This window comes from Massilia sp. TSP1-1-2 (genome assembly GCF_049896185.1).
In the GTDB taxonomy this organism is placed as follows: domain Bacteria; phylum Pseudomonadota; class Gammaproteobacteria; order Burkholderiales; family Burkholderiaceae_D; genus Telluria_A.
The window spans coordinates 20,478-44,516 of the sequence record NZ_JAFCTU010000003.1 but is presented as its reverse complement, the minus strand read 5'-3'; the positions used below and the strand labels follow the sequence as shown (position 1 = coordinate 44,516).

The 24,039-nt window shown below is 62.1% G+C and carries 24 protein-coding genes; 15 read left to right on the top strand and 9 right to left on the bottom strand.

Annotated features, from left to right (window positions below; genetic code table 11):
- Positions 1-6: 6 nt before the first annotated feature.
- From ACP7BV_RS03300 to ACP7BV_RS03285, 4 genes are read right to left on the bottom strand one after another with little or no spacing between them, the layout of a single operon-like run.
- Positions 7-552: a pilus assembly PilX family protein gene (locus tag ACP7BV_RS03300; protein ID WP_426101491.1), complete on the bottom strand. Its 546-nt coding sequence runs from the start codon at positions 550-552 to the stop codon at positions 7-9.
- Position 553: 1 nt separating this feature from the next.
- A complete protein-coding gene (locus ACP7BV_RS03295; RefSeq protein WP_426101489.1) occupies positions 554-1,282 on the bottom strand; it encodes a PilW family protein in 729 nt (242 codons plus the stop codon).
- Entirely contained in the window at positions 1,279-1,815 is a 537-nt protein-coding gene (pilV, locus tag ACP7BV_RS03290) for a type IV pilus modification protein PilV (RefSeq protein WP_426101487.1), read from the bottom strand. The genes ACP7BV_RS03295 and pilV overlap by 4 nt, the downstream gene beginning before the upstream one ends.
- Positions 1,806-2,291, bottom strand: coding sequence for a GspH/FimT family pseudopilin (locus ACP7BV_RS03285; RefSeq protein ID WP_426101485.1), 486 nt, complete (start codon positions 2,289-2,291; stop codon positions 1,806-1,808). The genes pilV and ACP7BV_RS03285 overlap by 10 nt, the downstream gene beginning before the upstream one ends.
- A 303-nt stretch (positions 2,292-2,594) precedes the next feature.
- Here ACP7BV_RS03285 and ACP7BV_RS03280 point away from each other — a divergent pair, with 303 nt between their 5' ends.
- On the top strand, positions 2,595-4,499 hold the full coding sequence (locus tag ACP7BV_RS03280) for an FAD/NAD(P)-binding protein (protein ID WP_426101483.1): 1,905 nt from the start codon (positions 2,595-2,597) through the stop codon (positions 4,497-4,499).
- Between the two features lie 173 nt (positions 4,500-4,672).
- The gene (locus ACP7BV_RS03275) at positions 4,673-5,578 is read left to right on the top strand and encodes a hypothetical protein (RefSeq protein ID WP_426101481.1); all 906 of its coding nucleotides are present in this window, start codon (positions 4,673-4,675) and stop codon (positions 5,576-5,578) included.
- Between the two features lie 38 nt (positions 5,579-5,616).
- Here ACP7BV_RS03275 and hemB read toward each other — a convergent pair whose 3' ends face one another.
- Both hemB and yihA read right to left on the bottom strand, forming a co-directional pair.
- Entirely contained in the window at positions 5,617-6,630 is a 1,014-nt protein-coding gene (gene hemB / locus ACP7BV_RS03270) for a porphobilinogen synthase (protein WP_426101479.1), read from the bottom strand.
- A gap of 23 nt (positions 6,631-6,653) precedes the next feature.
- Positions 6,654-7,370, bottom strand: a complete 717-nt coding sequence (gene yihA, locus ACP7BV_RS03265) for a ribosome biogenesis GTP-binding protein YihA/YsxC (RefSeq protein ID WP_426101477.1) — start codon at positions 7,368-7,370, stop codon at positions 6,654-6,656.
- 263 nt (positions 7,371-7,633) lie between these two features.
- On the opposite strand from yihA, the gene ACP7BV_RS03260 reads away from it, so the two are divergent.
- The 7 genes from ACP7BV_RS03260 (at position 7,634) to ACP7BV_RS03230 (ending at position 14,327) form a co-directional block, all read left to right on the top strand.
- Entirely contained in the window at positions 7,634-8,302 is a 669-nt protein-coding gene (locus tag ACP7BV_RS03260) for a c-type cytochrome (protein WP_426101475.1), read from the top strand.
- 136 nt (positions 8,303-8,438) lie between these two features.
- Positions 8,439-10,571 carry a cytochrome c biogenesis protein ResB gene (locus ACP7BV_RS03255; protein WP_426101473.1) on the top strand — a complete coding sequence of 711 codons (2,133 nt, stop codon included), beginning with the start codon at positions 8,439-8,441 and terminating at the stop codon, positions 10,569-10,571.
- Between the two features lie 25 nt (positions 10,572-10,596).
- Positions 10,597-11,760, top strand: coding sequence for a c-type cytochrome biogenesis protein CcsB (ccsB, locus tag ACP7BV_RS03250; RefSeq protein WP_426101471.1), 1,164 nt, complete (start codon positions 10,597-10,599; stop codon positions 11,758-11,760).
- A 90-nt stretch (positions 11,761-11,850) separates the two neighbouring features.
- On the top strand, positions 11,851-12,825 hold the full coding sequence (msrP, locus tag ACP7BV_RS03245; RefSeq protein WP_426101469.1) for a protein-methionine-sulfoxide reductase catalytic subunit MsrP: 975 nt from the start codon (positions 11,851-11,853) through the stop codon (positions 12,823-12,825).
- Between the two features lie 4 nt (positions 12,826-12,829).
- The gene (locus tag ACP7BV_RS03240; protein WP_426101467.1) at positions 12,830-13,453 is read left to right on the top strand and encodes a sulfite oxidase heme-binding subunit YedZ; all 624 of its coding nucleotides are present in this window, start codon (positions 12,830-12,832) and stop codon (positions 13,451-13,453) included.
- Between the two features lie 41 nt (positions 13,454-13,494).
- Positions 13,495-13,941, top strand: a complete 447-nt coding sequence (locus tag ACP7BV_RS03235; protein ID WP_426101465.1) for a hypothetical protein — start codon at positions 13,495-13,497, stop codon at positions 13,939-13,941.
- A complete protein-coding gene (locus tag ACP7BV_RS03230) occupies positions 13,941-14,327 on the top strand; it encodes a hypothetical protein (RefSeq protein WP_426101463.1) in 387 nt (128 codons plus the stop codon). Before ACP7BV_RS03235 ends, ACP7BV_RS03230 begins: the two co-directional genes overlap by 1 nt.
- Positions 14,328-14,348: 21 nt before the next feature.
- Here ACP7BV_RS03230 and lysA read toward each other — a convergent pair whose 3' ends face one another.
- Both lysA and lptM read right to left on the bottom strand, forming a co-directional pair.
- Complete coding sequence (lysA, locus tag ACP7BV_RS03225; protein ID WP_426101461.1) at positions 14,349-15,626, bottom strand: diaminopimelate decarboxylase; 1,278 nt, start codon at positions 15,624-15,626, stop codon at positions 14,349-14,351.
- Between the two features lie 5 nt (positions 15,627-15,631).
- Positions 15,632-15,766: an LPS translocon maturation chaperone LptM gene (lptM, locus tag ACP7BV_RS03220; protein ID WP_426101878.1), complete on the bottom strand. Its 135-nt coding sequence runs from the start codon at positions 15,764-15,766 to the stop codon at positions 15,632-15,634.
- A 78-nt stretch (positions 15,767-15,844) separates the two neighbouring features.
- Here lptM and cyaY point away from each other — a divergent pair, with 78 nt between their 5' ends.
- Positions 15,845-16,171, top strand: a complete 327-nt coding sequence (cyaY, locus tag ACP7BV_RS03215; protein WP_426101459.1) for an iron donor protein CyaY — start codon at positions 15,845-15,847, stop codon at positions 16,169-16,171.
- 38 nt (positions 16,172-16,209) lie between these two features.
- Here the strand turns inward: cyaY and ACP7BV_RS03210 are convergent, their stop codons facing one another.
- Positions 16,210-18,564, bottom strand: a complete 2,355-nt coding sequence (locus ACP7BV_RS03210) for a penicillin-binding protein 1A (RefSeq protein ID WP_426101457.1) — start codon at positions 18,562-18,564, stop codon at positions 16,210-16,212.
- 349 nt (positions 18,565-18,913) lie between these two features.
- Here ACP7BV_RS03210 and ACP7BV_RS03205 point away from each other — a divergent pair, with 349 nt between their 5' ends.
- The 5 genes from ACP7BV_RS03205 to pilQ are packed head-to-tail and all read left to right on the top strand — an operon-like array spanning position 18,914 to position 24,022.
- Complete coding sequence (locus ACP7BV_RS03205; RefSeq protein ID WP_426101455.1) at positions 18,914-19,990, top strand: pilus assembly protein PilM; 1,077 nt, start codon at positions 18,914-18,916, stop codon at positions 19,988-19,990.
- Positions 19,990-20,625, top strand: a complete 636-nt coding sequence (locus tag ACP7BV_RS03200; RefSeq protein WP_426101453.1) for a PilN domain-containing protein — start codon at positions 19,990-19,992, stop codon at positions 20,623-20,625. The genes ACP7BV_RS03205 and ACP7BV_RS03200 overlap by 1 nt, the downstream gene beginning before the upstream one ends.
- 18 nt (positions 20,626-20,643) lie before the next feature.
- The gene (locus tag ACP7BV_RS03195; RefSeq protein ID WP_426101451.1) at positions 20,644-21,306 is read left to right on the top strand and encodes a type 4a pilus biogenesis protein PilO; all 663 of its coding nucleotides are present in this window, start codon (positions 20,644-20,646) and stop codon (positions 21,304-21,306) included.
- Positions 21,303-21,848 (top strand): pilus assembly protein PilP, encoded by a 546-nt coding sequence (locus tag ACP7BV_RS03190; protein WP_426101449.1) that lies wholly within the window; start codon positions 21,303-21,305, stop codon positions 21,846-21,848. Before ACP7BV_RS03195 ends, ACP7BV_RS03190 begins: the two co-directional genes overlap by 4 nt.
- Positions 21,845-24,022, top strand: coding sequence for a type IV pilus secretin PilQ (pilQ, locus tag ACP7BV_RS03185; RefSeq protein ID WP_426101447.1), 2,178 nt, complete (start codon positions 21,845-21,847; stop codon positions 24,020-24,022). The genes ACP7BV_RS03190 and pilQ overlap by 4 nt, the downstream gene beginning before the upstream one ends.
- Positions 24,023-24,039: the final 17 nt, after the last annotated feature.

Sequence of the window (24,039 nt, the reverse complement as noted above, 5' to 3'; positions counted from 1 at the left end):
CATGCGTCAGCCGCCACCAATGTCTTCGGCATCGGTGGACACCATGAAGATGGCTTGTTCAACCGCCACCGCTGTTGCATTGCCTCCGGACGCGGTCGCCGTGACCCGGTACATGGCTGAGCCCGGCGTTTTGCCGACCGTTTCGATGTACTGGATGTGATATTTGGTGCTGGCGGCATAGGTGCCGGGGGTGCCGCCTTCCGCACTGACTGTCATGCCATCGAGCGTAGGCGTGTAGCCCGAGGCCCAGGGCAGGGTAGTCGGCTTGTCCAGTTCATTACTGCAAATGACGGGCGTGGCACTCATGGCCGAGCAGGGAACCCCGGTGATCCAGTTACCCTTGTACGTGTGATCCGGTTGTCCCATCCAGAACTGGGCATTGTTGAGCGCCGCGAAAGCGGCATCGACGGCACGCGCTTTTTCGCGCGTGTTGCCCGATATTTTTTCGTCCTGGGTGAAGCCGCCGAACATGTACAAGGCGAGCAGGGAGATAACGACCAGGATGACCAGACTGGTGATGAGAACGACGCCCCGTTGTTTGTTTTGATTCATGTCATTGTCCAATCGCACGCGGAATGGTTTGGGTCACGCTCACGGTGGCCGGCTGCTGATTGCCCGGTTCGTCCTTCAGCGGATTGGTGAAGCTGAGCGCAAGCTTCACTGTCTTGACGTCATCCCACAAATCCTTGGGCGAAGCGACATCGGTTGCGGTCAAGTATTGCGTGACGAAACCGGCCTTGATTTCATCCGTACCGGTCTTGGGCTTGTCGACGCCATACATGATATCCATCTTGGTCAGGCCGGCAATCAGATCGACCGTGATCTTCTTGCTGTCCGTTGTGTCGGTTTCTTCGCAGCGCAAGTAGCCATTGACGATGCTAAATACATCGGTGTAACTGTGGCCCGCCACCAGCTGCGCCGAGCATCCCTGGCTGGAGGTCGTTGTTGCACTGGCGACGAAACGCACGCTTACCGTATCCGAGCCTGCGCCGCCTTCGGTGCCAACCATGGTCTGGCCCACGGCGAATGGGCTGAGGGCGGGAAATCTGGTCGCTGGCGTGTCCGATGGCGAATACGGAAAGGCGCCGGAATAGCGCAAGGCATTGCCTGCCAGGCTCAGCGCCATGCGTTGGGCGCCTTGAAGTTCGGCCATTTTTCGGCGCAGGTCAGCGGTGCGCGTCATGGAAATCAATATCGTGCTCAGACCGAGCAGCAGGACCAGGCCGATTGTCAGCGAGATCAGCATCTCGACCAGCCCAAAGCCTTGTTGAGCGCGCTTCATAGTATGGTCACCAAGGTTTGGTACGTGTGTTTCTTAATTTGTCCAGTGGCCAGGTCGCCACCCACGATGTCGTCGTCGTTGTGCAGCGCTACGTTTCTTTCGCTCCAGGTCAGTGTTACTGAACAGATCGCAGGCGATTTGCTGGCAGGACAAACGATAAGCGTGCTGCTACCGGGTAATGCCGCAGCGACCTCACCAACCCACGTCTTCAAATCGTAGAACGCCATTTCTGTCTTGTCGCACACGACTGTCAGGCCAATGCAGGTTTTGGCAGTGGTCGCAGGCCCTCCCGTGATGGTTGTGCCATCCACCACGATCTTTGGCGGGGGGGTGCCCCAATAGGCCACATTGGCCTGCATCGCCGCTGTCAGGCTTCCCGCAAGCATGGTGGCCACGTTCTGATACCGGGCATTCTCGGTACTGGTAATGGCTAGCAATTGCATGCCCGCGATGCCGAGCGCGCCCACCATGATCACGACCATGGCGACCAGCACTTCCAGCATCGAAAACCCTTGTTCTTTATTCATGGACATGCTGCCCCCTTATTGCTAACCCACGAGCCGGCTCTAAAAACGATGCAGCGCCTCAGCGACTCCGTATTGGTTTTGTCATGCAGCGATATTGTGTCGTCATAAAAGGTATACCCGGCGGCGTTGAACTGCGGATACTTCGTTGTGTCCGTCACGCTGATCGTATCGCCCTTGGTCAGCGCCGTTCTGACCAGCAGTTGTTGCTTCGGATCAGTTTCCAGCAAGACGACCCAGCCGGCGGACCAGTCGGTGACGCAGGCGATACCGGTGCCCGCGCACAAGGACACCGTGGTCCCGCGCTTTTGTGCCTCGCTGCGGGCAATATTCAAGGCGCCGATGATCGCGTTCAATTCGCCGCTCAAGCGGTTGCCCACGATCATTGAATTAAAGGATGGCGCAGAGATCGACGCAAGAATGGCAATAATCACCATGGTCACCACCAACTCGATCAGCGTAAATCCCCTGGCTTGCATTTGCATAAAATTATCCCGAAGTGATGGGTTCGCCGTCTGTCGCCTCATCGTGCAGTCCCGATACTAGCAAGCCAAGCTTGCATTACCCTGAGGAAATGCTTACAAATTGCTGACAAGAGGAAATATTTTACGAGGGCGACAAAAATAAAGACCTTGAGTATAGGTTGCCTACTTGACGCATGGCAATGCAAACCGTCGAAAGCCGCTACCCGGCCGATTCCCTGTTCCGCAAGTAATAATTGACTGATGACAACACCGCACCCGGCCGGCCTGCCAACATAGAGGTGAATCCACACCAGCGGGCACACCATGAAACGTTACAGCGTCACGATCATCGGCATGGGGCCGCGCGGCCTGTCCATCCTCGAACGCCTGGCCGCGTTTGCGCGCGCCAACGCCTGCCTGTTGCAGGTCAACCTGGTCGAGCCGGGCGAATGCGGGCCCGGCGTGCACGGCGTGCACCTGCCGCCCCATCTGCTGTGCAATACCGAGGCTGGTCTGCTGAGCATTTTCCCGGCACCCGGCGCCGTGGAACTGCCCAGTGCATGCGCGGGCGCCACGCTGGCCGAGTGGGCGCGCGCCCAGGGCTACCGCCGCTTCGGCGAGCAGGTGCACCAGCTGGCGCCGGACGCCACCGAAGGCGAGGCGCTCGACGACAACGCGTTTTTGCCCCGCTGTCTGCTGGGGCGCTATCTGGCCTGGGCTTACCGTACGCTGGCAAGCGCGCTGGCGCCGACGGTCAGGCTGACGCACCTGCGGCACCGCGCTATCGACATGTTCCAGCAACCGGACGGCAATTTTGTCGTTGAACTGGACAGCGGCTTTTCGGTCAACAGCGACTTCGTGTTCCTGGCCAGTGGACACAGCCGCAGCAACCTGACCGACGAGCAAGCCTGGTGCCGCAAGTTTGCCCAGGACCATGCGCGCTACAACAGCAAGCTGGTGTACATCCGTCATCCTTATCCGCTGGGCAAGCTGGCCGCGCTCGGCAGCGATGCCCGGGTCGGCATCGCCGGCATGGGCTTGACCGCGCACGACGTGGTGGCCGAGCTGACGGTGGGTCGCGGCGGGCGCTTCGTGGCCGCCGGCAGCGGCGTGCGCTACGTGGCGTCGGGCCATGAGCCGCGCCTGCTGCTGTTTTCGCGCAGTTGCCTGCCGGCGCTGGCGCGCGCCGCCGAACCGGATGCCTGCGCGCCTGGCTGCGCCGCGCCGCGTTTTTTCACCCACGGCGCGCTTGCCGCGCTGCGCCATGCCGCCGTGCAAACGCGCGCCAGCGCCCAGCTCGATTTCGACCGCGACCTGCTGCCCTTGCTGATGAAAGAACTCGGTTACGCCTGGCGCTGCGTCCAGGAAGGCACTGCGCCGGGTCCTCGGTACACGCCCGGCGCGGTCGAACTGGCCGGCATTGACGCGCTGCTGTTCCCGCTGCGCGCGCGCACCTTTGACAGCGGCGCCGCGTTCACCACGTTTGTGACCTGCCTGCTCGCCGACGACTTGTCCGAAGCGCGCCGCGGCAGCGCGGCCAGCCCGGCCAAGGCGGCCGCCGCCGCGCTGGCCGCCGCGCGCGACGTGTTGCGCGATGCCGTCGAGCAGGGCGGCTTGAGCGCCGCCTCGCACCGCAAGTACCTCAGTGTCTATCATCCCGCGTTCAACCGGGTGGCGTATGGCCCGCCGGGGGCGCGCAACGAGCAACTGCTGGCGCTGATCGAGGCGGGCGTGCTGGACATGGCCAGCGGCCCCAATCCGGCGGTGCGGATCGACGAAGAATTGTCGCGCTTTGCGCTGCACACGCGCACCGGCGGGGGCACCGACGTCACCTGCCTGGACGCGCTCGTGATCGCCCGCATGGACGCATTTTCGCCGGAAACCAATGACGACGACTTCATGCGCAACCTGCTCAAGCGCGGCACCGTGCGTCCCTTCTACAATGGCACGTTTCATCCTGGCGGGCTGGACATCGACGCGGCCGGGCATCCGCTCAGCCGGGCCGGGCGCGTCATTCCGAATGTCTGGGCCAGCGGCTGCCTGGTCGAGGGGCCGCATTATTTTACCCAGGTGTTGCCGCGTCCCCAGCGCCAGACGCCCGGCGAATGCCAGGTGCAGGACGCCGATGGCTGCGTGCGCGAACTGTTTGCCAGCATCACCGGGCGCGAAGGCGCACCCGCCCCGGCGCGGCCGCGCGCCGGCAGCGCGGTCCAGGATGCCCTGCTGTAGCCACGCAGCCGCCGCAGCAGCAGCCGCGCCGCCCGCGCCGGAAACATCCCGTAACAACCTTCAAGACCCACACCCTGTAAGCTTGCATAGCTGCTCAGGGTGACTGCGCTCGTGCGCAATACGCGCAAAAAGTATAGACTCCGGCACGGACCAGCATCAATCGATAATTCCTTTTGAAAACTAAGCCTATTTTGCGCGACCATTCCCATTCTCCGCCGGATGACGCCGGCGCTTGCGCCCATTGCGGGCAGCAACTGGCGCGCCCTGTGCTCAGCTATGGGGACAAGCGCGTCAGCAGCACGGGCCTGGTGGTCGCGGTGCTGTTGCACGTGTTGCTCTTGCTGCTGTACGTATTTCGCAGCGTCGAAGAAAAGCCCCCCGTGCCCGCGTCCGGCACCGACATCACTTATATCCGGCCGCTGCCCGGCAAGCCGAAGCGCATCGAGCCAGCCAAGAGCACCGTCAAGCCGACCAAGCCGACCAAGCCGGTCAAGGCGCGCAAACCCGAAGTGGTGGTGATGCAGCGCCTGCCCGACACCATCACGCTGCCCGAAGAAAAGCCGGTCAAGCAGGAGCCGCCCGAGCCGCCCAAGCCGGACCCGGTGCCACCGGCCGAAGACATGTCGGCGCGCATTGCCGCGCGCCAGGCGGCGCGCGCCCAGGAACGCGCCCAGAACGGGGAAGAAAGCGAAGCGGACCGCGGCAACCGGCTGGCGCGCGCGAATATCGCGGCGGCCAACGGCAAGAGCCGCGGCGACGATGAGGAAACGGGCGTCAGCGCCAAGATTCTCTCGTTCAACGCGGCCAACCTGGATTTTCGCGGCTGGGATACGGTCAAGAAGCGGCGCGTGCTGGACCGGGTAGAAGTTGAGCTGGGCCTGCACCGCGACATCGAGACGGCGTGCGTGAAGAAGATGGTGCAGCTTATGCGTCAGGGCAACGCGCAAGAAGTCAAATGGAATTCCGAGCGCCTGAACAAGAAGCTGACGCTCAGCGTGCGGCCGGCCGACACCGAGCAGCTGGAAAACTTTTTGTACCAGGAACTGTTCCCGCGCTACCGCCGCTCGGCCGGCTCGTAAGGAGCCTCGCAGGGCGGCTCGTTACGTCCCCGAGAGTGCTAAACGCGCGCCTTGAGCAGGCGCGCGATATCGCGCGCAAAGTAGGTCAGCACGCCGTCGGCGCCGGCGCGCTTGAACGCCATCATCGCTTCCATCATCACCTTGTCGTGGTCGAGCCAGCCGTTTTGCGCGGCCGCCTTGAGCATCGCGTATTCGCCGCTGACCTGGTAGGCAAAGGTCGGCACCTGGAATTCATCCTTGACGCGGCGCACGATGTCGAGATACGGCATGCCGGGCTTGACCATGACCATGTCGGCGCCTTCGGCAATGTCCAGGCCCACTTCGCGCAAGGCTTCGTCGCTGTTGGCCGGATCCATCTGGTAGGTGTTCTTGTCGCTCTTGCCCAGGTTGCCCGACGAGCCGACCGCGTCGCGGAAGGGCCCGTAAAAGGCGGACGCATATTTGGCCGAGTAGGCCATGATGCGGGTATGGATGAAGCGCGCCTGTTCCAGCGCATCGCGGATTGCGCCGATGCGTCCATCCATCATGTCGGACGGGGCCACGATGTCCACGCCCGCTTCGGCCTGGCACAGCGCCTGGCGAATCAGCATGGCGACGGTTTCGTCATTGATCACGTAGCCGTTTTCGTCGATCAAGCCATCCTGGCCGTGGCTGGTGAATGGATCGAGCGCGACGTCGGTGAGGATGCCCAGTTCCGGAAAGCGCAGCTTCAAGGCGCGCACCGCGCGCGGCACCAGCCCTTCCGGATTGGTCGCCTCGATCCCGTCCGGCGTCTTGAGGGAAGCATCGATGACGGGAAACAGCGCCATGGCAGGGATGCCCAGCCGGACGCACTCTTCGGCCACCGGCAGCAGCAGGTCGACCGACAGGCGCTCCACGCCCGGCATCGAAGCGACAGCCTGGCGCACGTTGGCGCCGTCGAGGATGAACACCGGGTAGATCAGGTCGGACGCGGTGACCGTGTTTTCGCGCATCATGGCGCGCGAAAACGGGTCCCGCCGCATGCGGCGGGGACGGGAGGCGGGGTAGGCGTGCGCTGGCAGCTTGGGCATCAGAAATCCACTTTACAAAAAGGCTAGTCGTCGCTGTCGACCGGGTCGACCAGCACCGCATCCGGGTCGGCCGGCACGGCCGTCAATCCCAGCAAATCGATAATCTTGTCGTTCGCTTCGTCGATGCCCACGCGCTTGAGCGCCGAGAACAGTTGCACGGTGAACGGGAAGCCTTCGCCATCTTCGTCGACATACGAGGCGAGCATCATTTTCGCCTGGCGCAGCGCGTTGGTCGATTCGTTGCGGTTGAGCTTGTCGGACTTGGTGAGGATGCAGTGGATCGGTTTGCCGGTGGGGGCGAACCATTCCAGCATCTGCACGTCCAGTTCGGTGAACGGGCGGCGCGAATCCATGATCAAGACCAGTGCGGCCAACTGTTCGCGGCGCTGGACGTAGTCGCCCAGCAGCTTTTGCCAGTGCAGCTTGGCCGAACCGGACACTTCCGCGTAGCCATAGCCGGGCAAGTCGACTAGCAGCGCCTCGATTTCCTCGACGATGGTGGCGTCCTTGCGGTGCTGGCCCACGTGCGCGCCGCCGATCGAGAAATAATTGATGTGCTGGGTACGGCCAGGCGTCTTGGAGGCGAACGCCAAGCCCTTCTGGTTGGTCAGGATATTGATGGCCGTCGATTTTCCCGCGTTGGAACGGCCCGCGAAGGCGATTTCAGGCGCCTGCGTATCGGGCAGATCGCGCAGTTGGTTGACGGTCGTATAGAAGCGGGCTTGCCAGAGTTTGGACATGGAATGGGCAGAAATTGCAAGAAATTGGAACAACAGGGGGCGATAACCCGAGAAAGCTATTGTACAATAAGGGGTTACGAATTGTTGCGCCGCAAAAGCCATAGCGCGCTAGCAAGATCGTTCGCAGTACAGGCAGCACCGAATACAGTACCGCGCAGTACCGCGCAGTACCGCGCAGTACCGAATAGTGTAGATCATCGCAGCAGCTCCTCACCGGTAGCTCCTTCATAAAACTAATTTTTGACTTGTCTCAGGGTGTTTGAATGAATCGTGCTTTTTCTTCCTTAGTGAAATCCTTGCTGGTTGCCACCCTGGCAGTGTCCGGCTTTGCCTCGGCCAACGAGCACGCCCCCGCTGCGGCCCCTGCCAAGGCTGATCCGGCCAAGGGCGCCACCCTGTACGACAATGGCGACGCTGCGCGCGGCCTGCCAGCCTGCGTGTCGTGCCACGGCGCGGCCGGCAACTCGACCATCGCCACCAACCCGAAGCTGGCCGGCCAGATCGGCCCTTACATCGTCAAGCAACTGATGGATTTCACCACGCCTAACCGCGTCAACCCGATCATGACGGCCTACGCCAAGATGCTCACGCCCGAGGACATGAAAAACGTCGCCGCGTACGTCGCGGCGCAGGCGCCCAAGCAGGGCGCGGCGAAGAACAAGGATATTGTCGAACTGGGCAAAAAGATTTATCGCGGCGGGATTGCCGCCACCGGCGTGGCCGCCTGCGCAGGTTGCCACGGCGCCACCGGCAGCGGCATTCCGGCGCTGTTCCCGCGCCTGGCCGGCCAGCACCAGGATTACACGGTAGCCCAGCTGCAAAGTTTCAAGAGCGGCGCGCGCAAGAACGGTCCGATGATGATGACGATCGCCAAGCGCATGTCCGACGATGAAATGAAGGCCGTGGCCGACTACATCGCCGGCTTGAAGTAACACCACCGGCCGCCGCGCCAGGCGCGGGCAGGCAGTGATCGAGGGCAGCGGCGCAAGCAGGCTGCCCTTTTTGTTGATATCCTCGGCGTTGAGCCGGGAACGGCGTCAGGAAATAAAACCGTATGAGCATTACCGCATGAGTACCCCGGTCACCACCGGAATTACGCTGAAAATCGATCCGTCGAAGCGCCGCAGCCGCGTCCTGGCCGAAGCAGTCGAACTGGTCTCGTCGATGCGCTTTGCCATCACGATGCTGGTCATGGTCATGGTCGCCGCCATTATCGGCACCGTGCTCAAGCAAAACGAGGCGCTGCCCAGCTACGTCAACCAGTTCGGCCCGTTCTGGTACGACATCTTCGGCAAGCTGGGCCTGTATTCGGTGTATTCGGCCTGGTGGTTCATCCTGATCCTGGCGCTGCTGCTGGCCTCGACGACGTTTTGCATTATCCGCAACGCGCCCAAGATGATCAAGGATATGCGCAGCTGGCGCTTGAACGTGCGCGAAGTATCGCTACGCAATTTCCACCATAAAAGTGAATGGGTCGCGCCCTTGAGTCGCGCCGCACTGGCCGAACAGAGCGCCGAGCGGCTGCGCCACGCCGGCTACCGGACCAAGATCGTCGACAAGCCGAACGGCACGCTGGTGGCGGCCAAGAAGGGCGCCGCCAACAAGTTCGGCTACATTTTCGCCCATAGCGCCATCATCATCATCCTGGTGGGCGGGATGCTCGATTCGGATTTGCCGATCCAGTTCCAGGAGCGCGTGCTGGGCAAGACGGCATTCCAGGGTGGCGGCCTGATTTCGGAAATTGCTGAAAAACACAGGCTCGGCATCAACAACCCCACTTACCGCGCCAACGTCTCGATTCCCGAGGGCGAGTCGAGCGACATGGCCACCGTCCAGCGCGCCGACGGCGTGCTGTTGCAACCGTTGCCGTTCACGATACACCTGAAGCGCTTCGTCGTCGATTTTTACACGACCGGCATGCCCAAGCTGTTCGCCAGCGACGTGCTGGTGCGCGACAATGAAACCGGCAAGAGCTTTGCCGCCACCATCAAGGTCAACGAACCGCTGCTCTACAAGGGCGTGGCGATTTACCAGTCAAGCTTTGGCGACGGCGGCACCAAGCTGACGCTGACCGGCTTTCCCATGACGGGCGTGGGCCAGGCGCCGTTCGCGTTTAAAGGCGAAGTCAATGCGTCTTCCCCGTTGACGGGTGTGCCCGGCGACTATGAAGTCGAATGGACGGACTTTCGCGCTTTCAACGTGGAAAACGTCGCCAGCGGCGCCGAAGAGTTGCGCGGCGTTGAAAAGCGGCAAAGCCTGGGCGAACAGTTATCCGCCACGCTCGACAAGCATTCCGGCTCGGCCGGCAAGGAAGGCAAGAACAAGGACTTGAAAAACGTCGGCCCGAGCGTGCAATACAAATTGCGCGACAAGACCGGCCAGGCGCGCGAATACCAGAACTACATGCAGCCGGTGACCATCGACGGCGCCCAAGTGTTCCTGGCCGGCATGCGCGTCAATCCCAACGATGCCTTCAGCTACTTGCGCATTCCCGCCGACGACGCGCACACCGTCAAGGAATGGATGCGCCTGCGCGCCGCCCTGGCCGACCCGGCCTTGCGCAAGGCCGCCGCCGCGCGCTACGCCAAACGCGCCATGCCGGCCGCGCCCGACGGCGCCTCGGCCGCGCTGGCCGCGCAGCTGCAGGAGTCGAGCGTCAAGAGCCTGGCCATTTTTGGCGGCGACGGCGCAGCGGGCGGCTACGCCGGCGTGGCCCGCTTTCTGGAAAAAGTTCCTGCGGCCGAGCAGCAAAAGGCGGCCGACATTTTCATGAAGATTCTTAACGGTAGCCTGTGGGAATTGTGGCAAGTGGCGCGCGAGCAGGCCGGCCTGCCGCAAGCGAGCCCGGACGAAGCGCACGGGCGCTTCTTGCAGCTGGCCAGCAATGCCTTGTCCGACAGCTTTTTCTACGGCGCGCCCGTGTATCTGCAACTCGACGACTTCGTGCAAGTCAAGGCGTCGGTGCTGCAGGTAACGCGCTCGCCGGGCAAGTTCGTGGTATACCTCGGCTCGCTGCTGCTGGTGCTGGGCGTGTTTGCCATGTTCTATATCCGCGAGCGGCGCGTCTGGGTCTGGTTGCGCGACGACGACGACGACCCGGGCGCCAGCCACGCGTTGATGGCCATGAGCACCCAGCGCAAGACGCTCGACTTTGAAAACGAATTTAACGACCTGAAAGCAAAGCTGCCGCAATCGGCGTAAGCTGACCGTGCATCTGGAGAACACCATGGAATTGACACAAAAACAAGCGCCGCAAACCTACCGCAAGGATCCCGGCTATTTCGAAAAGCTGGGCCTGGTTGACTGGCTGTTCGCCGCCGGCCTGCTGGGGGCGGCGCTGTTCGCGCTGCTGCGCTTTGGCGCGTACATGGATATATACGAAAAGGCAATTCTGGTGCTGGCCGCGCCCGTTTTTGCCACGCTCGGCTGGCACTGGAAACCGGTGCGCTGGCTGCTGCCCGTGGTGGCGCTGCTGGCGCTGTGGTCGATCGCCATGTACGGCGGCGACCTGGCCCGGGGCGAGACCAAATTTTTCCTGCGCTATATGCTGTCGTCCCAGTCCGCCATATTGTGGATGAGCACGCTCTTCGTGTTCTCCACCATCTACTACTGGATCGGCTTTTTCAGCCGCGCCAACTATGGCGGCTCGGTCGGCTCCAAGCTGTGCTGGTCGGCCGTGGTGCTGGGCTGGACCGGCATGATGGTGCGCTGGTACGAGTCTTACCTGGTGGGCGTGGACGTGGGCCACATTCCGGTGTCGAACCTGTATGAAGTGTTCATCCTGTTCTCGCTGATCACGGCCATGTTCTACCTGTACTATGAAGCGCGCTACGCCACCTGGCAGCTGGGCCCGTTCGTGATGCTGGTGATTGTCGCCGCCGTCGCCTTTTTGATCTGGTACATGCTGGCGCGCGACGATTCGGCCCAGATCAAGCCGCTGTTGCCCGCGCTGCAAAGCTGGTGGATGAAGATCCACGTGCCGGCCAATTTCATCGGCTACGGCAGCTTTGCGCTGTCGGCCATGGTCGGCGCGGCCTACCTGCTCAAGTCGTCGGGACGCCTGGCCGACCGCCTGCCGTCGCTGGAAGTGCTGGACGACGTCATGTACAAGTCGATTTCGGTCGGGTTTGCGTTTTTCACCGTCGCCACCATCCTGGGCGCGCTGTGGGCGGCCGACGCCTGGGGCACGTACTGGCAGTGGGACCCCAAGGAAACCTGGGCCCTGATCGTCTGGGCCAATTACGCCGCTTGGCTGCACATGCGCCTGATGAGCGGCCTGCGCGGGCGCGTGGCGGCCTGGTGGGCCTTGATCGGCTTGCTGGTGACGACCTTCGCCTTTTTGGGCGTGAATATGTTCCTGTCGGGCCTGCACTCCTACGGCAAGCTGTAAACACGGCCGCACGGCGGTCAGCCGAATCGGGCCAGATAGTGTATGTTGGGTATGATTAAACCAATAAATGCCATCTGTCCCGGAGAATTCATGCTGATCAAACGTCCAACAAGTAGCGAGATCGTCCTCGCATCCGATATCACGCCGCAGGCCGTGTACCAAGAGCGCCGCGCGTTCATTGCCAAAATGGCGGCCGGCGCCGTTGCCGGCGGCGCGATCTGGGAAATGGCCAATCGCGAAGCATTCGCGCAGGGCGCCGCTGCCAAGCTCCCCGCCAAGCGCAATCCCGCCTACGCGATCCTGGAAACGGCCACGCCGTTCAAGGACGCCACGACTTACAACAACTTTTACGAGTTCGGTTTGGACAAGGACGAGCCGGCCCAGAGTGCGGGGCGCATGAAAACGCGGCCGTGGACGGTGCAAATCGAAGGCGAAGTCAAAAAGCCGATGACGCTCGACATCGATGCACTGTTAAAGCTCGCGCCGCTCGAAGAGCGCATCTACCGACTGCGCTGCGTTGAAGGCTGGTCGATGGTCATTCCCTGGGTTGGTTATTCGCTGTCCGAGCTGATCAAAAAGGTGGAACCGACCGGCAATGCCAAGTTCGTTGAATTCATCAGCCTGGCCGATCCCAAGCAAATGCCGGGCGTGGGCAGCCGCGTGCTCAACTGGCCCTACGTGGAAGGCTTGCGCATTGACGAAGCGATGCATCCGCTGGCGCTCTTGGGCCTTGGCATGTACGGGCAGACGTTGCCCAACCAGAATGGCGCGCCGGTGCGCCTGGTGGTGCCGTGGAAGTACGGCTTCAAGTCGGCCAAGTCGATTGTCAAAATCCGCTTCGTCAAGGAGCAGCCGCGCACCGCGTGGAATGTCTCGGCGCCGGCGGAGTACGGTTTTTATTCCAACGTGAACCCGAACGTGGACCATCCGCGCTGGTCGCAGGCGACGGAGCGGCGCATTGGCGAAGACGGTTTTTTCACCAAGAAGCGCAAGACGCTGATGTACAACGGCTACCCGGAAGTGGCGTCGCTGTACGCGGGGCTGGACCTGAAGAAAAACTTTTGACGCGATGGCGGTCAATCCTACTTCCCGCCAGCTGTCCGGCATCAAGGCCGCGCTTTTTGCGCTGGCGCTGGTGCCGTTCGCGCGCCTGTTTTACCTGACCGCGACCGGGGCCTTTGTCGAACCGGTCGAAGCGGTCACGCGCGGCACCGGCGACTGGGTGCTGTATTTTTTGTGCCTGACGCTGGCGGTCACGCCGCTGCGCCGCTACACGGGCTGGAACTGGCTGGTCAAGCTGCGCCGCATGCTGGGGCTGTTTGCGTTCTTCTATGCCTTTCTGCACTTCCTGATGTTCTTTTGGGGCGACCATGGCTTCGACGTGCCCGCGATGGGCAAGGATGTCATCAAGCGGCCTTTCATCACCGTCGGCTTTGCCGCCTTTGTGTTGCTGATACCGCTCGCGCTGACCAGCACCAACGGCATGATCAAGCGGCTCGGCGGCAAGCGCTGGCAGTGGCTGCACCGTCTCATGTATGTCATCGCGCCCCTCGGCATCCTCCACTTCTGGTGGATGAAGGCGGGCAAGCATAATTTCACGGAGCCGATCATTTTTGGCGTGATCGTCGCGGTGCTGCTGGGCTTGCGGGTGTACTGGAGCCGCACCAAGGCTCTTGCTGCGGCGCGCGCTTGAGGCCGGCAGGCCACGCCTTGACGGGCGCGCTACGATGAGCAATGGCTGGCCACAACGACCTTGGATACAAATACCTGTTTGCGCACCCTGAACTGGTGCGCGAATTGCTCGCCGATTTCACCGACTTTCAGGCGCTGGGAGCGCTTGCTCCCAGCGCCTTTGAGCGGGTCAATCCGGGCTATGTCAGCGATCGTTTTTCAGAACGGCATGATGATATCGTGTGGCGCGCCAAGGTAGGCGAGCAGTGGTGTTACATCTGCATCTTTCTTGCCTTTCCAGGCGGCGCAGCGCTACGTGCTGATCGACCAGCAGCGTCTCGACCCCAGTGTTGGGCCGAAAAGCCTGGCGTGCTTGCTATGCTCTTTCAGCTGGAACTTTCGGACGTCCCAAAGGTTCTAAAGATGGTCTACCGCTGCTGGGAGCGTGGCTGGTGCAAGACGCGCAGGCGCCCTTGTGGCGCTCGGTGCTCGCTTTGGTGGAGCAGTTGATGGCGCGCCAGTTCAAAGCGAGCGACATGCCCGCCGTGCTTGCCGGCGAAGGGGAAAGCGATATGGGTGCCAGAAAATTTGAAACGTGGGCGGACTACCTCGAGGACAAAGGGCGTCAGCAGGCATTGCAGTTAGGAATCGAGCAGGGAATGCAGCAGGGAATGCAGCAAGGAATGCAGCAAGGAATGCAGCAAGGTCGCGAACTTGCGGCCGGTTCCGTGCGCTCGGCACTAAAGGACGTCCTTGGCAGACGCTTCGGGGTCGTCCCGCCGGCAGCGCTGACGCTGCTGGACCAGGCGTCCCTTGAAGAGCTCGGCGCCTTGCTGGTGAGCGCGCTCAATACGCCCAGTATCGCGGCATTGCTGGCGCTTCCGGCGGACAGCTGATCACTGGCCGCCGGATGGCATTTACTTCAAGACCGATTCGAGCGCAAACAGGTCCGTCGGATGCTCCCGCTGGCGCACCAAGTGCACCTGGTCGCCGTCGACCATCACCTCGGCCGCGCGGCCGCGCGTGTTGTAGTTCGAGGACATCGTGAAACCATAGGCGCCCGCTTGCATGATGGCCAGCAGGTCGCCTTCGGCCACGGCCAGTTGGCGGTCGCGCGCCAGCCAGTCGCCCGACTCGCACACCGGTCCGACCACGTCGTAAGTCACCGCTTCGCCGCCGTGCGGCGCCACCGCCTGCACATCCATCCAGGCCTGGTACAGGGCAGGGCGCATCAAGTCGTTCATGGCCGCATCGACGATGCAAAAGTTTTTCTCGGCGCCCGGTTTCAGGTATTCGACACGGGTGAGCAGCACGCCGGTGTCGCCCACGATGGCGCGGCCCGGCTCGAAGATCACCTTGATCGCACGACCGGCGTGCTTGTCGGCGCGCCAGGCATCGATGCGCGCGAACACACGCGCCAGGTAGTCGCCCACCGGCACCGGTTCCGAACCGCCTGCTTCACCATAATTGATGCCAATGCCCCCGCCCATGTCCAGGTGATCGAGCACGATGCCTTCGGCGCCCAGCGCGTCGACCAGCTCGATCAGTTTGTCGAGCGCCTGCAGCAGCGGGGCGTCGTCCAGCAATTGCGAGCCGATGTGGCAGTCGATCCCGACCGGTGTAATGTGCGCCAGCGCCGCTGCGGTGCGGTAGGTCGCCAGCGCATCGTCAAAGGCAACGCCGAACTTGCTCGCTTTCAGGCCGGTGGCGATGTAGGGATGGACTTTCGGGTCGACGTTGGGATTAACGCGCAGCGACACGCGCGCCTGTTTGCCCATTGTGCCGGCAACCTCGTTCAAGCGATGCAGTTCGGGAATCGATTCGACGTTAAAGCACAGGATATCGTGCGACAGCGCCAGGCGCATTTCGTCGGCGCTCTTGCCCACGCCCGAAAAGATCACTTTGCGCGGATCGCCCCCGGCGGCGATCACGCGCAGCAGTTCGCCGCCCGAGACGATGTCGAAGCCGGCGCCGCGGCGCGCCAGCAGGTCGAGGATGGCGAGGTTCGAGTTGGCCTTCATGGCGTAGCACACGAGCGCGTCGCGCCCGGCGCAGGCGTCGGAAAACGCGGCGAAATTGCCCAGCAGGGCTGCTTTCGAATACACGTAAGTTGGCGTGCCGAAGCGCTCGGCGATGGCGGGCAAGGGGGTACTGTCGGCGTGCAGCACGCCGTCAAGGTGAAAAAAATGCGACATAGATTTTATTGTTGTACTGGAGGAGAGGTTGGCGGCGGAGGAAACGGCGCAAGCCCAGAGGCCTGTTTGGCGGGCGGCTTGGGCATGTAGAGCGGGCCGGGTTGGCCGCAGCCGGCCGCGAGCAGTCCCGATAAGACCACGGCGGCGATGCCGGTATTGCGCGCAAAAGGAGACTTCACGATTAGAATCACGGTTGGATTAGACCTGTGGAGTGTAGCATGAGCGAAAAAGAATTTTTGGACCTGGCTGAAACGACCTTGACTGCCATCGAAGCGGCGCTTGACCGGCTCAACGACGAGGACGCGATCGACGTGGAATGCAAGCGCAGCGGCAACGTGCTCGAAATCGAGTTCATCGACAATGGCAGCAAGATCATCATCAACAGCCAGGCGCCGATGAAGGAAATGTGGGTGGCCGCCAAGTCGGGCGGTTTCCACTACAAGTACGTCGACGGGGCTTGGATCAACACGCGCGACGGCAGCGAGCTGTACGCCGCGCTGTCGCAGCTCGCCAGCGCCCAGGGCGGCGCCGCCGTCACCCTGTAACAAGGCCTCGGCGGGGCAGCAACTCCTCGGGGGAGAGGTTAGAACAGGTCGTTCTTGACGGCGTCCTTGACCTTTTCTTCGGCCGGGGTGCCGCGCGCTCCGGTGTCGAGGTTTTGCACACCGGCGCCGGGCGGGTTTTCGGCGTAGTAGTATTCCTCACCCACTTTCACCATGTTGGGCGGTACTTCGCGCTCTTCCATCGGCACGTCCTTGAGCGCCTTTTGCATGTAGCTGATCCAGATTGGCAAGGCCAGCCCGCCGCCCGTTTCCTTGTTGCCCAGGTTTTTGGGCTGGTCGTAGCCCATCCATGCAATGCCCACCAGCTTGTTGTTCTGGTAGCCGGCGAACCAGGCGTCGATCGAGTCGTTGGTGGTGCCGGTCTTGCCAGCCAGGTCGGTGCGCTTGAGCGCCAGCGCCTTGACCGCGGTGCCGTAGCGCACGACGTCTTTCAGCATGCTGTCGACCAGGAAGGCGTTTCTGGCGTCGATGACGCGGTGCGCCTCGATCCCGGCCTTGTCCGGATTGGCCTGCGAGAGCACCTTGCCGTTGCTGTCGCTGACCTTGGAAATCAGGTACGGGCTGACCCGGTAGCCGCCGTTGGCAAACACCGAATAGGCGCCCGCCATCTGCAGCGGCGTGGTGGCGCCCGCGCCCAGTGCCAGCGTCAGGTAGGGCGGGTTCTTTTCCGGGTCGAAGCCGAAGCGCGTCGTGTATTCCTGGCCGTACTTGGCGCCAATCTTTTGCAGGATGCGGATCGAGATCATGTTCTTGGACTTGGTCAGCCCGCGCCGCATGCTCATTGGCCCTTCATACTTGCCGTCGTAGTTCTTCGGCTCCCACGCCTGGCCGCCCGTCTGGCCGGCATCAAACGAGATCGGCGCGTCGTTGATGATGGTCGCCGGCGACAGCCCGCGCTCGAGCGAGGCCGAGTAAATAAAAGGCTTGAACGACGAGCCGGGCTGGCGCCATGCCTGCGTAACGTGATTGAACTTGTTGCGGTTGAAGTCGAAGCCGCCCACCAGCGCGCGAATCGCGCCGTCGGTCGGGTCGCTCGCTACAAAAGCCGATTCCACTTCCGGCATCTGCGTCACGCTCCAGGCGGTGCCGCCATCCTGGCTGATGCGAATGACCGCGCCGCGCTTGATGCGCCGGTTGGGCGCGGCCTTGGCCGACAGCCAGCCTTGGCCGAAGGACAAGCCGGCGCCGCTGATTTTCAATTCCTCGCCGGAGGCCGTGACGGCTGTTACTTCGGTCGGCGAGGCGGCCAGCACCACGGCGGCGATGATGTCGTCGCTGTCGGGATGCTCGGCCAATTCGTTCTCGATCGCTTCGTCCGCGTCCTCCTTGTTCTTGGGGATGTCGATGTAGGCTTCCGGGCCGCGGTACTGGTGGCGCTTTTCGTAGTCCATCACCCCGCGCCGCAGCGCCAGATAGGCCGCGTCCTGGTCGGCCTTGGTGATGGTGGTAAACACGTTCAGCCCGCGCGTGTAGGTTTCTTCTTTGAACTGTTCGTAGACCAGCTGGCGCGCCATTTCAGCCACGTATTCGGCATGCACGCCAAATTCGCCGCTGTCGGTCTTGATGTGCAGCGGCTCGGCCTTGGCGCTGGCGAACTGGGCGTCATTAATGTACTTGAGCTCGTGCATGCGCAGCAGGATGTACTGCTGGCGCGTCTTGGCGCGCTTGGGGTTGACCACGGGGTTGTAGGCCGACGGCGCCTTGGGCAGGCCGGCCAGCATGGCTGCTTCGGCGATCGTGATGTCCTTGATACTCTTGCCGAAATAAATCTGCGCGGCCGAGGCAAAACCGTAGGCGCGCTGGCCCAGGTAGATCTGGTTCATGTAGACCTCGAGAATCTGGTCCTTGGTCAGGTTTTTTTCGATCTTCCAGGACAGCAGGATCTCGTACGCCTTGCGCTTGTACGACTGTTCCGACGACAGGAAAAAGTTGCGAGCGACCTGTTGCGTGATGGTCGAGGCGCCCTGGCGCGCGCCGCTGCTGCTTGCGTTGTGCAAAAAGGCGCGCAGCAGGCCTTTGTAGTCGACGCCGCCGTGCTCGTAGAAGCGGTCATCTTCGATGGCGATGATGGCCTTTTTCATCACGTCCGGAATGTCCTTCAAGTGCACCAGGTTGCGCCGCTCTTCGCCGAACTCGCCGATCAGCGCGCCGTCAGCGGTAAAAATGCGCAATGGCATCTTGGGACGGTAGTCGGTCAGGGTGTCGAGCGCCGGCAGGTTGGGGTAGGCCATTGCCAGCGCGAACACGACGATGAGCAATCCTACCAGCGCGGTGCCGGTGACCGCGCCCAGAAACAGCAGGACAAGGCGCTTGGGCGAGCGCTTGCCGCGCGCGCCGGTGGAGGGGGAGGTTGCGTCCGGTTTGGAAGAGGCCATGCGGGTCGAATCTTTCGCTGAGAAGTTGCTGTTGATTATAAAGCACGGCTGGGGAGCGCGGCGCGCCGGCGTGGGTCCTTGTCACGCAAAGAAATTTGCCTCTGCACAACTATGATGTTCCTTGGGTTACAGAGTGTATCTTTCCCGCCCGACCGTTTGATATTCCTCGACAGAAATACCTTTACAGCTACTCAGGATAGTTGCTACGATTTAATGTAGTGTCTTATGAGTAGTGTGTAAATGGCGGTTTTATAACAATTAAACACCATAGATGCCGTTTAAATAATCGTTCTGCAGAGTCGCTTTTGCAGCGTAAGCAATGAAGTCGGTAGGTGAGGGAGTACGCTCGATGATCAATCTGGGTTCTTTGTTCGGTCAGGCCAGCCCGCCTTTATTGGGGCTTGACATCAGTACGTCGGGCGTGCGCCTGGTGGAATTGGTGGTGATCGGCAAAAATGAGCTGCGCTTGGAACGCTATGCGTCCGAGCCGCTGGCGCGTGGCGCCGTGGTGGACGGCAATATCGAAAATATCGAGCTGGTTTCCGAAGCGGTGCGCCGGGTTTGGAAGAAGAGCGGCACCCGCGTCAAGCTGGTGGCGCTGGGCATGCCGCCGGCGTCCGTGATCACCAAGAAGATCATCTTGCCGGCCGGCTTGTCCGAAGACCAGCTTGAAATGCAGGTCGAGTCCGAGGCAAGCCAGTACATCCCGTTCGCGCTCGACGAAGTGAGCCTCGACTTCGACGTGATCGGCCCGGCTGCCAGTTCCCCCGAAGATATTGAAGTCATGCTCGCCGCGTCGCGCCGCGAAAAGGTCGAGGACCGGGTCGCGATCGCCGAAGCGGCCGGCCTGACGGCAGTGGTGATGGACATCGAATCGTACGCCGCGCGCGCCGCGCTCGACCGCATCACGGCCCAGATGCCGCATGCCGGCGTCGGCCAGATCGTGGCCCTGTTCCAGATCGGCGCGCAAGTGACCCATATTTCCGTCATGCTTGACGGCGAAACTATCTATGAGCGCGAGCAGCCTTTCGGCGGCAACCAGCTGACCCAGGACATCGTACGCGCCTATGGCCTCTCGTTCGAGGACGCCGACGCCAAGAAGAAGTCGGGCGAGCTGCCCGAGGGCTACCCGGCCGAACTGTTGATGCCGTTTCTGGAAAGCGCCGCGCTGGAAGTCACGCGCGCCATCCAGTTTTTCTACACGTCCACGCCGTACACCCGCATCGACCAGTTGTTCCTGGCCGGCGGCTGTGCGCTGATTCCCGGCCTGCTCGACATTGTTGCCAACCGCACCAAGATCAGTAGCGCGGTGGTGTCGCCGTTCAAGGGCATGTCGCTCGGTCCCTCCGTGCGCGAGCAGCAATTGCGTGCCGAGGCGCCCGCCTATCTTGTCGCCTGCGGGCTGGCCCTGCGGAGGTTTGGCTGATGATCAAAATTAATCTGCTTCCCCACCGGGAAGCCAGGCGCAAGGCCAAGAAAACCGCCTTCATGGCGCTGCTGGCCGCCTCGGCCGTCATCGGCGCGGTGATCGTGATCATGGTCAGCGGCTACAATGCCGCGCGCAATGACAGCCAGAGCGACCGCAATGCCGTGCTCACGCGCGCCAATGCGGCGCTGGACAAGGAAATCGCGGAAATCGCCACCCTCAAGCAGGAAATCGAAGCGCTCAAGGCACGCCAGCAGGCGGTCGAGGACTTGCAGGGCGATCGCAACCAGCCGGTGTACCTGCTCGAAGAGCTGGTGCGCCAGACGCCGCAGGGCGTGTACCTGCGTTCGTTCCGCCAGGAAGGCCAGAAAGTGCTCCTGACGGGCAGCGCCCAGTCGCAAGAGCGGGTGGCTGAACTGCTGCGCAACTTGTCGACTGGCTCGGTCTGGCTGGAAAAGCCGGAATTGGTGGAAGTGCGCGCAGTGCCGCTGGTGGGCAGCAAGAACGGCAAGAAAATCGGCGAGTTCACCATGTCAGTGGGCATCAAGCGGCCGCGCGACAAGGACAAGGTCGAGGGCGGCGTCAAGCCCGTTACCGGCGTCATTGTCACGCCCGCCGCGCCTGCGCCCAAATAGCCGAGAACGGATACGACGATGAATATAGATCTCAAAAGGGCCGGCCAGTCGCTCAGCGGCCAGTTCAAGAACCTGGCCGGCCTGCCGCCCGGCCAGTGGCCGCTCGCGCCGCGCCTGCTGTGCGGCCTGGGCATGGCCGCTGCCGTGGTGGCGGCCGGTTACTTCTTTTACTGGAGCGGCCAGTTCGAAGCCCACGATACGCTGGTGGCGCAGGAAACCACGCTCAAGGATGAGTACACCACCAAGATTTCGTCGGCGATCAATCTGCCCGCCCTCAAGCTGCAGAAAATGCAGGTCGACCAGTATGTCGAGCGGCTCCAGAAGCAATTGCCGGGCAAGGCAGAAATGGCGGCCCTGCTGTCGGACATTAACCAGGCCGGCACCGGGCGCGGCTTGACGTTTGACCTGTTCAAGCCGGGTGCGGTGGTGGTGCGCGACTATTATGCCGAGCAGCCCATCGATATCCGGGTGGTCGGCTCCTACCATGACATTGGCGCATTTGCCAGCGACATGGCCAATTTGCCGCGCATTGTCACGCTCAACAACATGTCGCTCACCACCGGCACCAACGGCACCCTGGTGCTCGATGCGGTCGCCAAGACGTTCCGCTACCTCGACATGGATGAAGTGTCGTCGCAGCGCAAGGCCGCTGCCGACCTGAAGAAAGGCAAGCCAAAATGACGACACTGCGACATGCCCTCGCGCTGCTGCTGGGCGGCGCGCTGCTGGCCGGCTGCGGCGGCAGCGACGAGGCTGAAATCAATACCTGGATGACGGGCGTCAAGGCCGGCACCAAGATCAGCGTCGAGCCGATCTCGGAACCGAAAACGTTTATTCCGTTTGCCTATGGCGTACGCGACGAGATCGATCCGTTCGACGCCAACAAGCTGTTGGCCGAACTGGCGCGCTCGGCCAACGCGATTCCCAATCCGCTCAAGCCGGACACCGAGCGGCGCAAGGAATATTTGGAGACCTTTCCGCTCGACGGCATGGTGATGGTGGGAACGATTAACAAGGCGGGCGTGAACTATGGCCTGATCCAGATTGACCGCGCCGTGCACCAGGTCAAAAAAGGGCAAAAATTGGGCCAGAATTTCGGCGTCGTGACAGGGGTGGCCGACAGCGCCATCAATGTCGCGGAAAGAGTTCAGGACGCTGGCGGCGAATGGGTCGAGCGCATGACGAAGCTTGAGTTGCAGGAAAGTAAGGAGACCAAGAAATGATCGCACTAAGAAAAAATTTCACCGCCGTGACCGCGCTGGCGGCACGCATGGGCGCATTGCTGGCTCTGACCTTGTTCGCACAGCATGCGACGGCCCAGGAAAACGCGATCGAATCGATCACGGCCGCCCAGCAGGGCGGCAACGTGGTGCTCAACATCGCGCTGAAAAACGCGCCCACCAAGTTGCCGCTCGGCTTTACGATCGCTAACCCGACCCGCATTGCGCTCGACTTCGGCTCTACCGCCAACAACACCGGCAAGACGGCGCAGGAAGTCAACCTGGGCGACGTGCGTTCGGTCAACGTGGTACAGGCTGGCGAGCGCACCCGCCTCGTGTTCAGCCTGAAGCGTTCACTGAACTATGCGATGGCCATCGATGGCAAATCCGTCATCGTCACCGTCGACGGTTCCGGCGGCGTGGCCCAGGCTGTCAACGGCGCCGGCATCGCGGTCGTCGCCCCCGTTGTGGCCGGCGCGCCAAAACGCTCCATGCTCAAGAACCTGGACTTCCGCAAGGGCGCCAATGGTGAAGGGCGCGTCGTGGTCGACCTGCCGCACAATCAGGTAGCGGTCGACGTGCGCCAGGTCGGCAACAGCATCGTGGTCGACTTCATGAAGACCGGCTTGCCCGACACGCTGCGGCGCCGGCTCGACACGACCGACTTCGGCACTCCCGTGTCGCAGATCACCACTGTGCCGCAAGGCGACAATGTGCGCATGACCGTGGAAGCGCGCGGCTTGTGGGAACAGACCGTGTACCAGAGCGACACCCAGCTCGTGATCGACGTCAAGCCGATCAAGGAAGACCCGAACGCGCTGACCCAGGGCACCCAGGGCTACCGTGGCGAGAAAATTACCTTTAACTTCCAGAACGTGGAAGTGCGCGCCGCGCTGCAAGCGATCGCCGACATTTCCGGCCTGAACATCATCACCAGCGAGTCCGTCACCGGCAACCTGACGATGAACTTGAAGGAAGTGCCATGGGACCAGGCGCTCAACGCAATGCTGCAGGCCAAGGGCCTGGACATGCGCAAGAACGGCACCGTGTTGTGGATCGCCCCGAAAGAAGAGCTGCTGACCAAGGAAAAGCTGGAACTGGAACAAAAGGCGCAGATCGCCGACCTCGAACCACTCAAGTCGGAAATCTTCCAGCTGAACTACCAGAAGGCTGAAGCGTTCCGTACCGTGTTCGGTCTGGACGCCGGCGGCGGCGCCAGCGGCACCAGTGGGCAGAACCGCGTGCTGTCCAAGCGCGGCAGTGCCATCATTGATCCCCGCAGCAATCAATTGTTTGTGACCGATATTCCTTCGCGTCTTGAAGACATCCGCAAGCTGATCCAGAAAACCGACATTGCCTCGCGCCAGGTGCTGATCGAAGCACGCCTGGTCGAAGCGAACGATGGCTTTAGCCGTAACCTTGGCGTCAAGCTCGGCTTTGCCGACTTGCGCGGTTTGCGCGGCGGCGACGCCGGCTACCAGGTGTCGGGCAACGAGCGCATCGCCATCGGCGGCAATTACACCGGCGTCGGCCAGGTGACGCGCCAGACCCCCGACGCCGGCGACGCCTGGTCCAACCAGCAACTGGTGAACTTGCCGGCCCAGGGCATCAATGGCGTGGCGCCCGCTTCGCTCGCGGCCAGCCTGTTTTCGGCCGCGGCCAACCGCTTCCTGAATTTGGAACTGTCGGCCCTCGAAGCTGACGGCAAGGGCAAGATCATCTCCAGCCCGCGCGTGGTTACCCAAGACAATGTCTTGGCCGTCATCGAGCAGGGTATCGAGTTGCCTTACCAGGTCGCTACCAGCAGCGGCGCCACCTCGATCTTTTTCAAGAAGGCCAACCTGCGCCTGGAAGTGACGCCCCAGATCACCCCTGACGGCAATGTGATTCTGGACGTCAACGTGAACAAGGATTCCAAGGGCGACGAGACGCGCGCCGGCTTCGCCATCAATACGCAGCACGTGCAGACGAAGGTGATGGTTGAAAATGGCGGTACCGTGGTGCTGGGCGGGATTTACCAACAGCAAGACACCAACAATGTCAGCAAAGTGCCGTTCCTCGGTGACTTGCCGGTGCTGGGCAACCTGTTCAAGACCACGGCGCGCCAGAGCACCAAGACGGAGTTGTTGGTGTTCATTACGCCGAAGATCATTGCCGAACGCTTGACGACACGTTAATTGCAGATTATTTACCA

What these genes read in the sequence shown, in the direction of transcription:
- ACP7BV_RS03295 (WP_426101489.1), bottom strand. Translation starts at nt 1,282, where the DNA reads ATGAAGCGCGCTCAACAAGGCTTTGGGCTGGTCGAGATGCTGATCTCG.
- ACP7BV_RS03205 (WP_426101455.1), top strand. Translation starts at nt 18,914, where the DNA reads ATGATCAATCTGGGTTCTTTGTTCGGTCAGGCCAGCCCGCCTTTATTG.
- ACP7BV_RS03200 (WP_426101453.1), top strand. Translation starts at nt 19,990, where the DNA reads ATGATCAAAATTAATCTGCTTCCCCACCGGGAAGCCAGGCGCAAGGCC.
- ACP7BV_RS03240 (WP_426101467.1), top strand. Translation starts at nt 12,830, where the DNA reads ATGGCGGTCAATCCTACTTCCCGCCAGCTGTCCGGCATCAAGGCCGCG.
- ACP7BV_RS03190 (WP_426101449.1), top strand. Translation starts at nt 21,303, where the DNA reads ATGACGACACTGCGACATGCCCTCGCGCTGCTGCTGGGCGGCGCGCTG.
- ACP7BV_RS03255 (WP_426101473.1), top strand. Translation starts at nt 8,439, where the DNA reads ATGAGTACCCCGGTCACCACCGGAATTACGCTGAAAATCGATCCGTCG.
- ACP7BV_RS03280 (WP_426101483.1), top strand. Translation starts at nt 2,595, where the DNA reads ATGAAACGTTACAGCGTCACGATCATCGGCATGGGGCCGCGCGGCCTG.
- ACP7BV_RS03195 (WP_426101451.1), top strand. Translation starts at nt 20,644, where the DNA reads ATGAATATAGATCTCAAAAGGGCCGGCCAGTCGCTCAGCGGCCAGTTC.
- yihA (WP_426101477.1), bottom strand. Translation starts at nt 7,370, where the DNA reads ATGTCCAAACTCTGGCAAGCCCGCTTCTATACGACCGTCAACCAACTG.
- msrP (WP_426101469.1), top strand. Translation starts at nt 11,851, where the DNA reads ATGCTGATCAAACGTCCAACAAGTAGCGAGATCGTCCTCGCATCCGAT.
- ACP7BV_RS03230 (WP_426101463.1), top strand. Translation starts at nt 13,941, where the DNA reads ATGGCGCGCCAGTTCAAAGCGAGCGACATGCCCGCCGTGCTTGCCGGC.
- ACP7BV_RS03210 (WP_426101457.1), bottom strand. Translation starts at nt 18,564, where the DNA reads ATGGCCTCTTCCAAACCGGACGCAACCTCCCCCTCCACCGGCGCGCGC.
- pilQ (WP_426101447.1), top strand. Translation starts at nt 21,845, where the DNA reads ATGATCGCACTAAGAAAAAATTTCACCGCCGTGACCGCGCTGGCGGCA.
- cyaY (WP_426101459.1), top strand. Translation starts at nt 15,845, where the DNA reads ATGAGCGAAAAAGAATTTTTGGACCTGGCTGAAACGACCTTGACTGCC.
- pilV (WP_426101487.1), bottom strand. Translation starts at nt 1,815, where the DNA reads ATGTCCATGAATAAAGAACAAGGGTTTTCGATGCTGGAAGTGCTGGTC.
- hemB (WP_426101479.1), bottom strand. Translation starts at nt 6,630, where the DNA reads ATGCCCAAGCTGCCAGCGCACGCCTACCCCGCCTCCCGTCCCCGCCGC.
- lysA (WP_426101461.1), bottom strand. Translation starts at nt 15,626, where the DNA reads ATGTCGCATTTTTTTCACCTTGACGGCGTGCTGCACGCCGACAGTACC.
- ACP7BV_RS03235 (WP_426101465.1), top strand. Translation starts at nt 13,495, where the DNA reads ATGGCTGGCCACAACGACCTTGGATACAAATACCTGTTTGCGCACCCT.
- ccsB (WP_426101471.1), top strand. Translation starts at nt 10,597, where the DNA reads ATGGAATTGACACAAAAACAAGCGCCGCAAACCTACCGCAAGGATCCC.
- ACP7BV_RS03300 (WP_426101491.1), bottom strand. Translation starts at nt 552, where the DNA reads ATGAATCAAAACAAACAACGGGGCGTCGTTCTCATCACCAGTCTGGTC.
- ACP7BV_RS03260 (WP_426101475.1), top strand. Translation starts at nt 7,634, where the DNA reads ATGAATCGTGCTTTTTCTTCCTTAGTGAAATCCTTGCTGGTTGCCACC.
- ACP7BV_RS03285 (WP_426101485.1), bottom strand. Translation starts at nt 2,291, where the DNA reads ATGCAAATGCAAGCCAGGGGATTTACGCTGATCGAGTTGGTGGTGACC.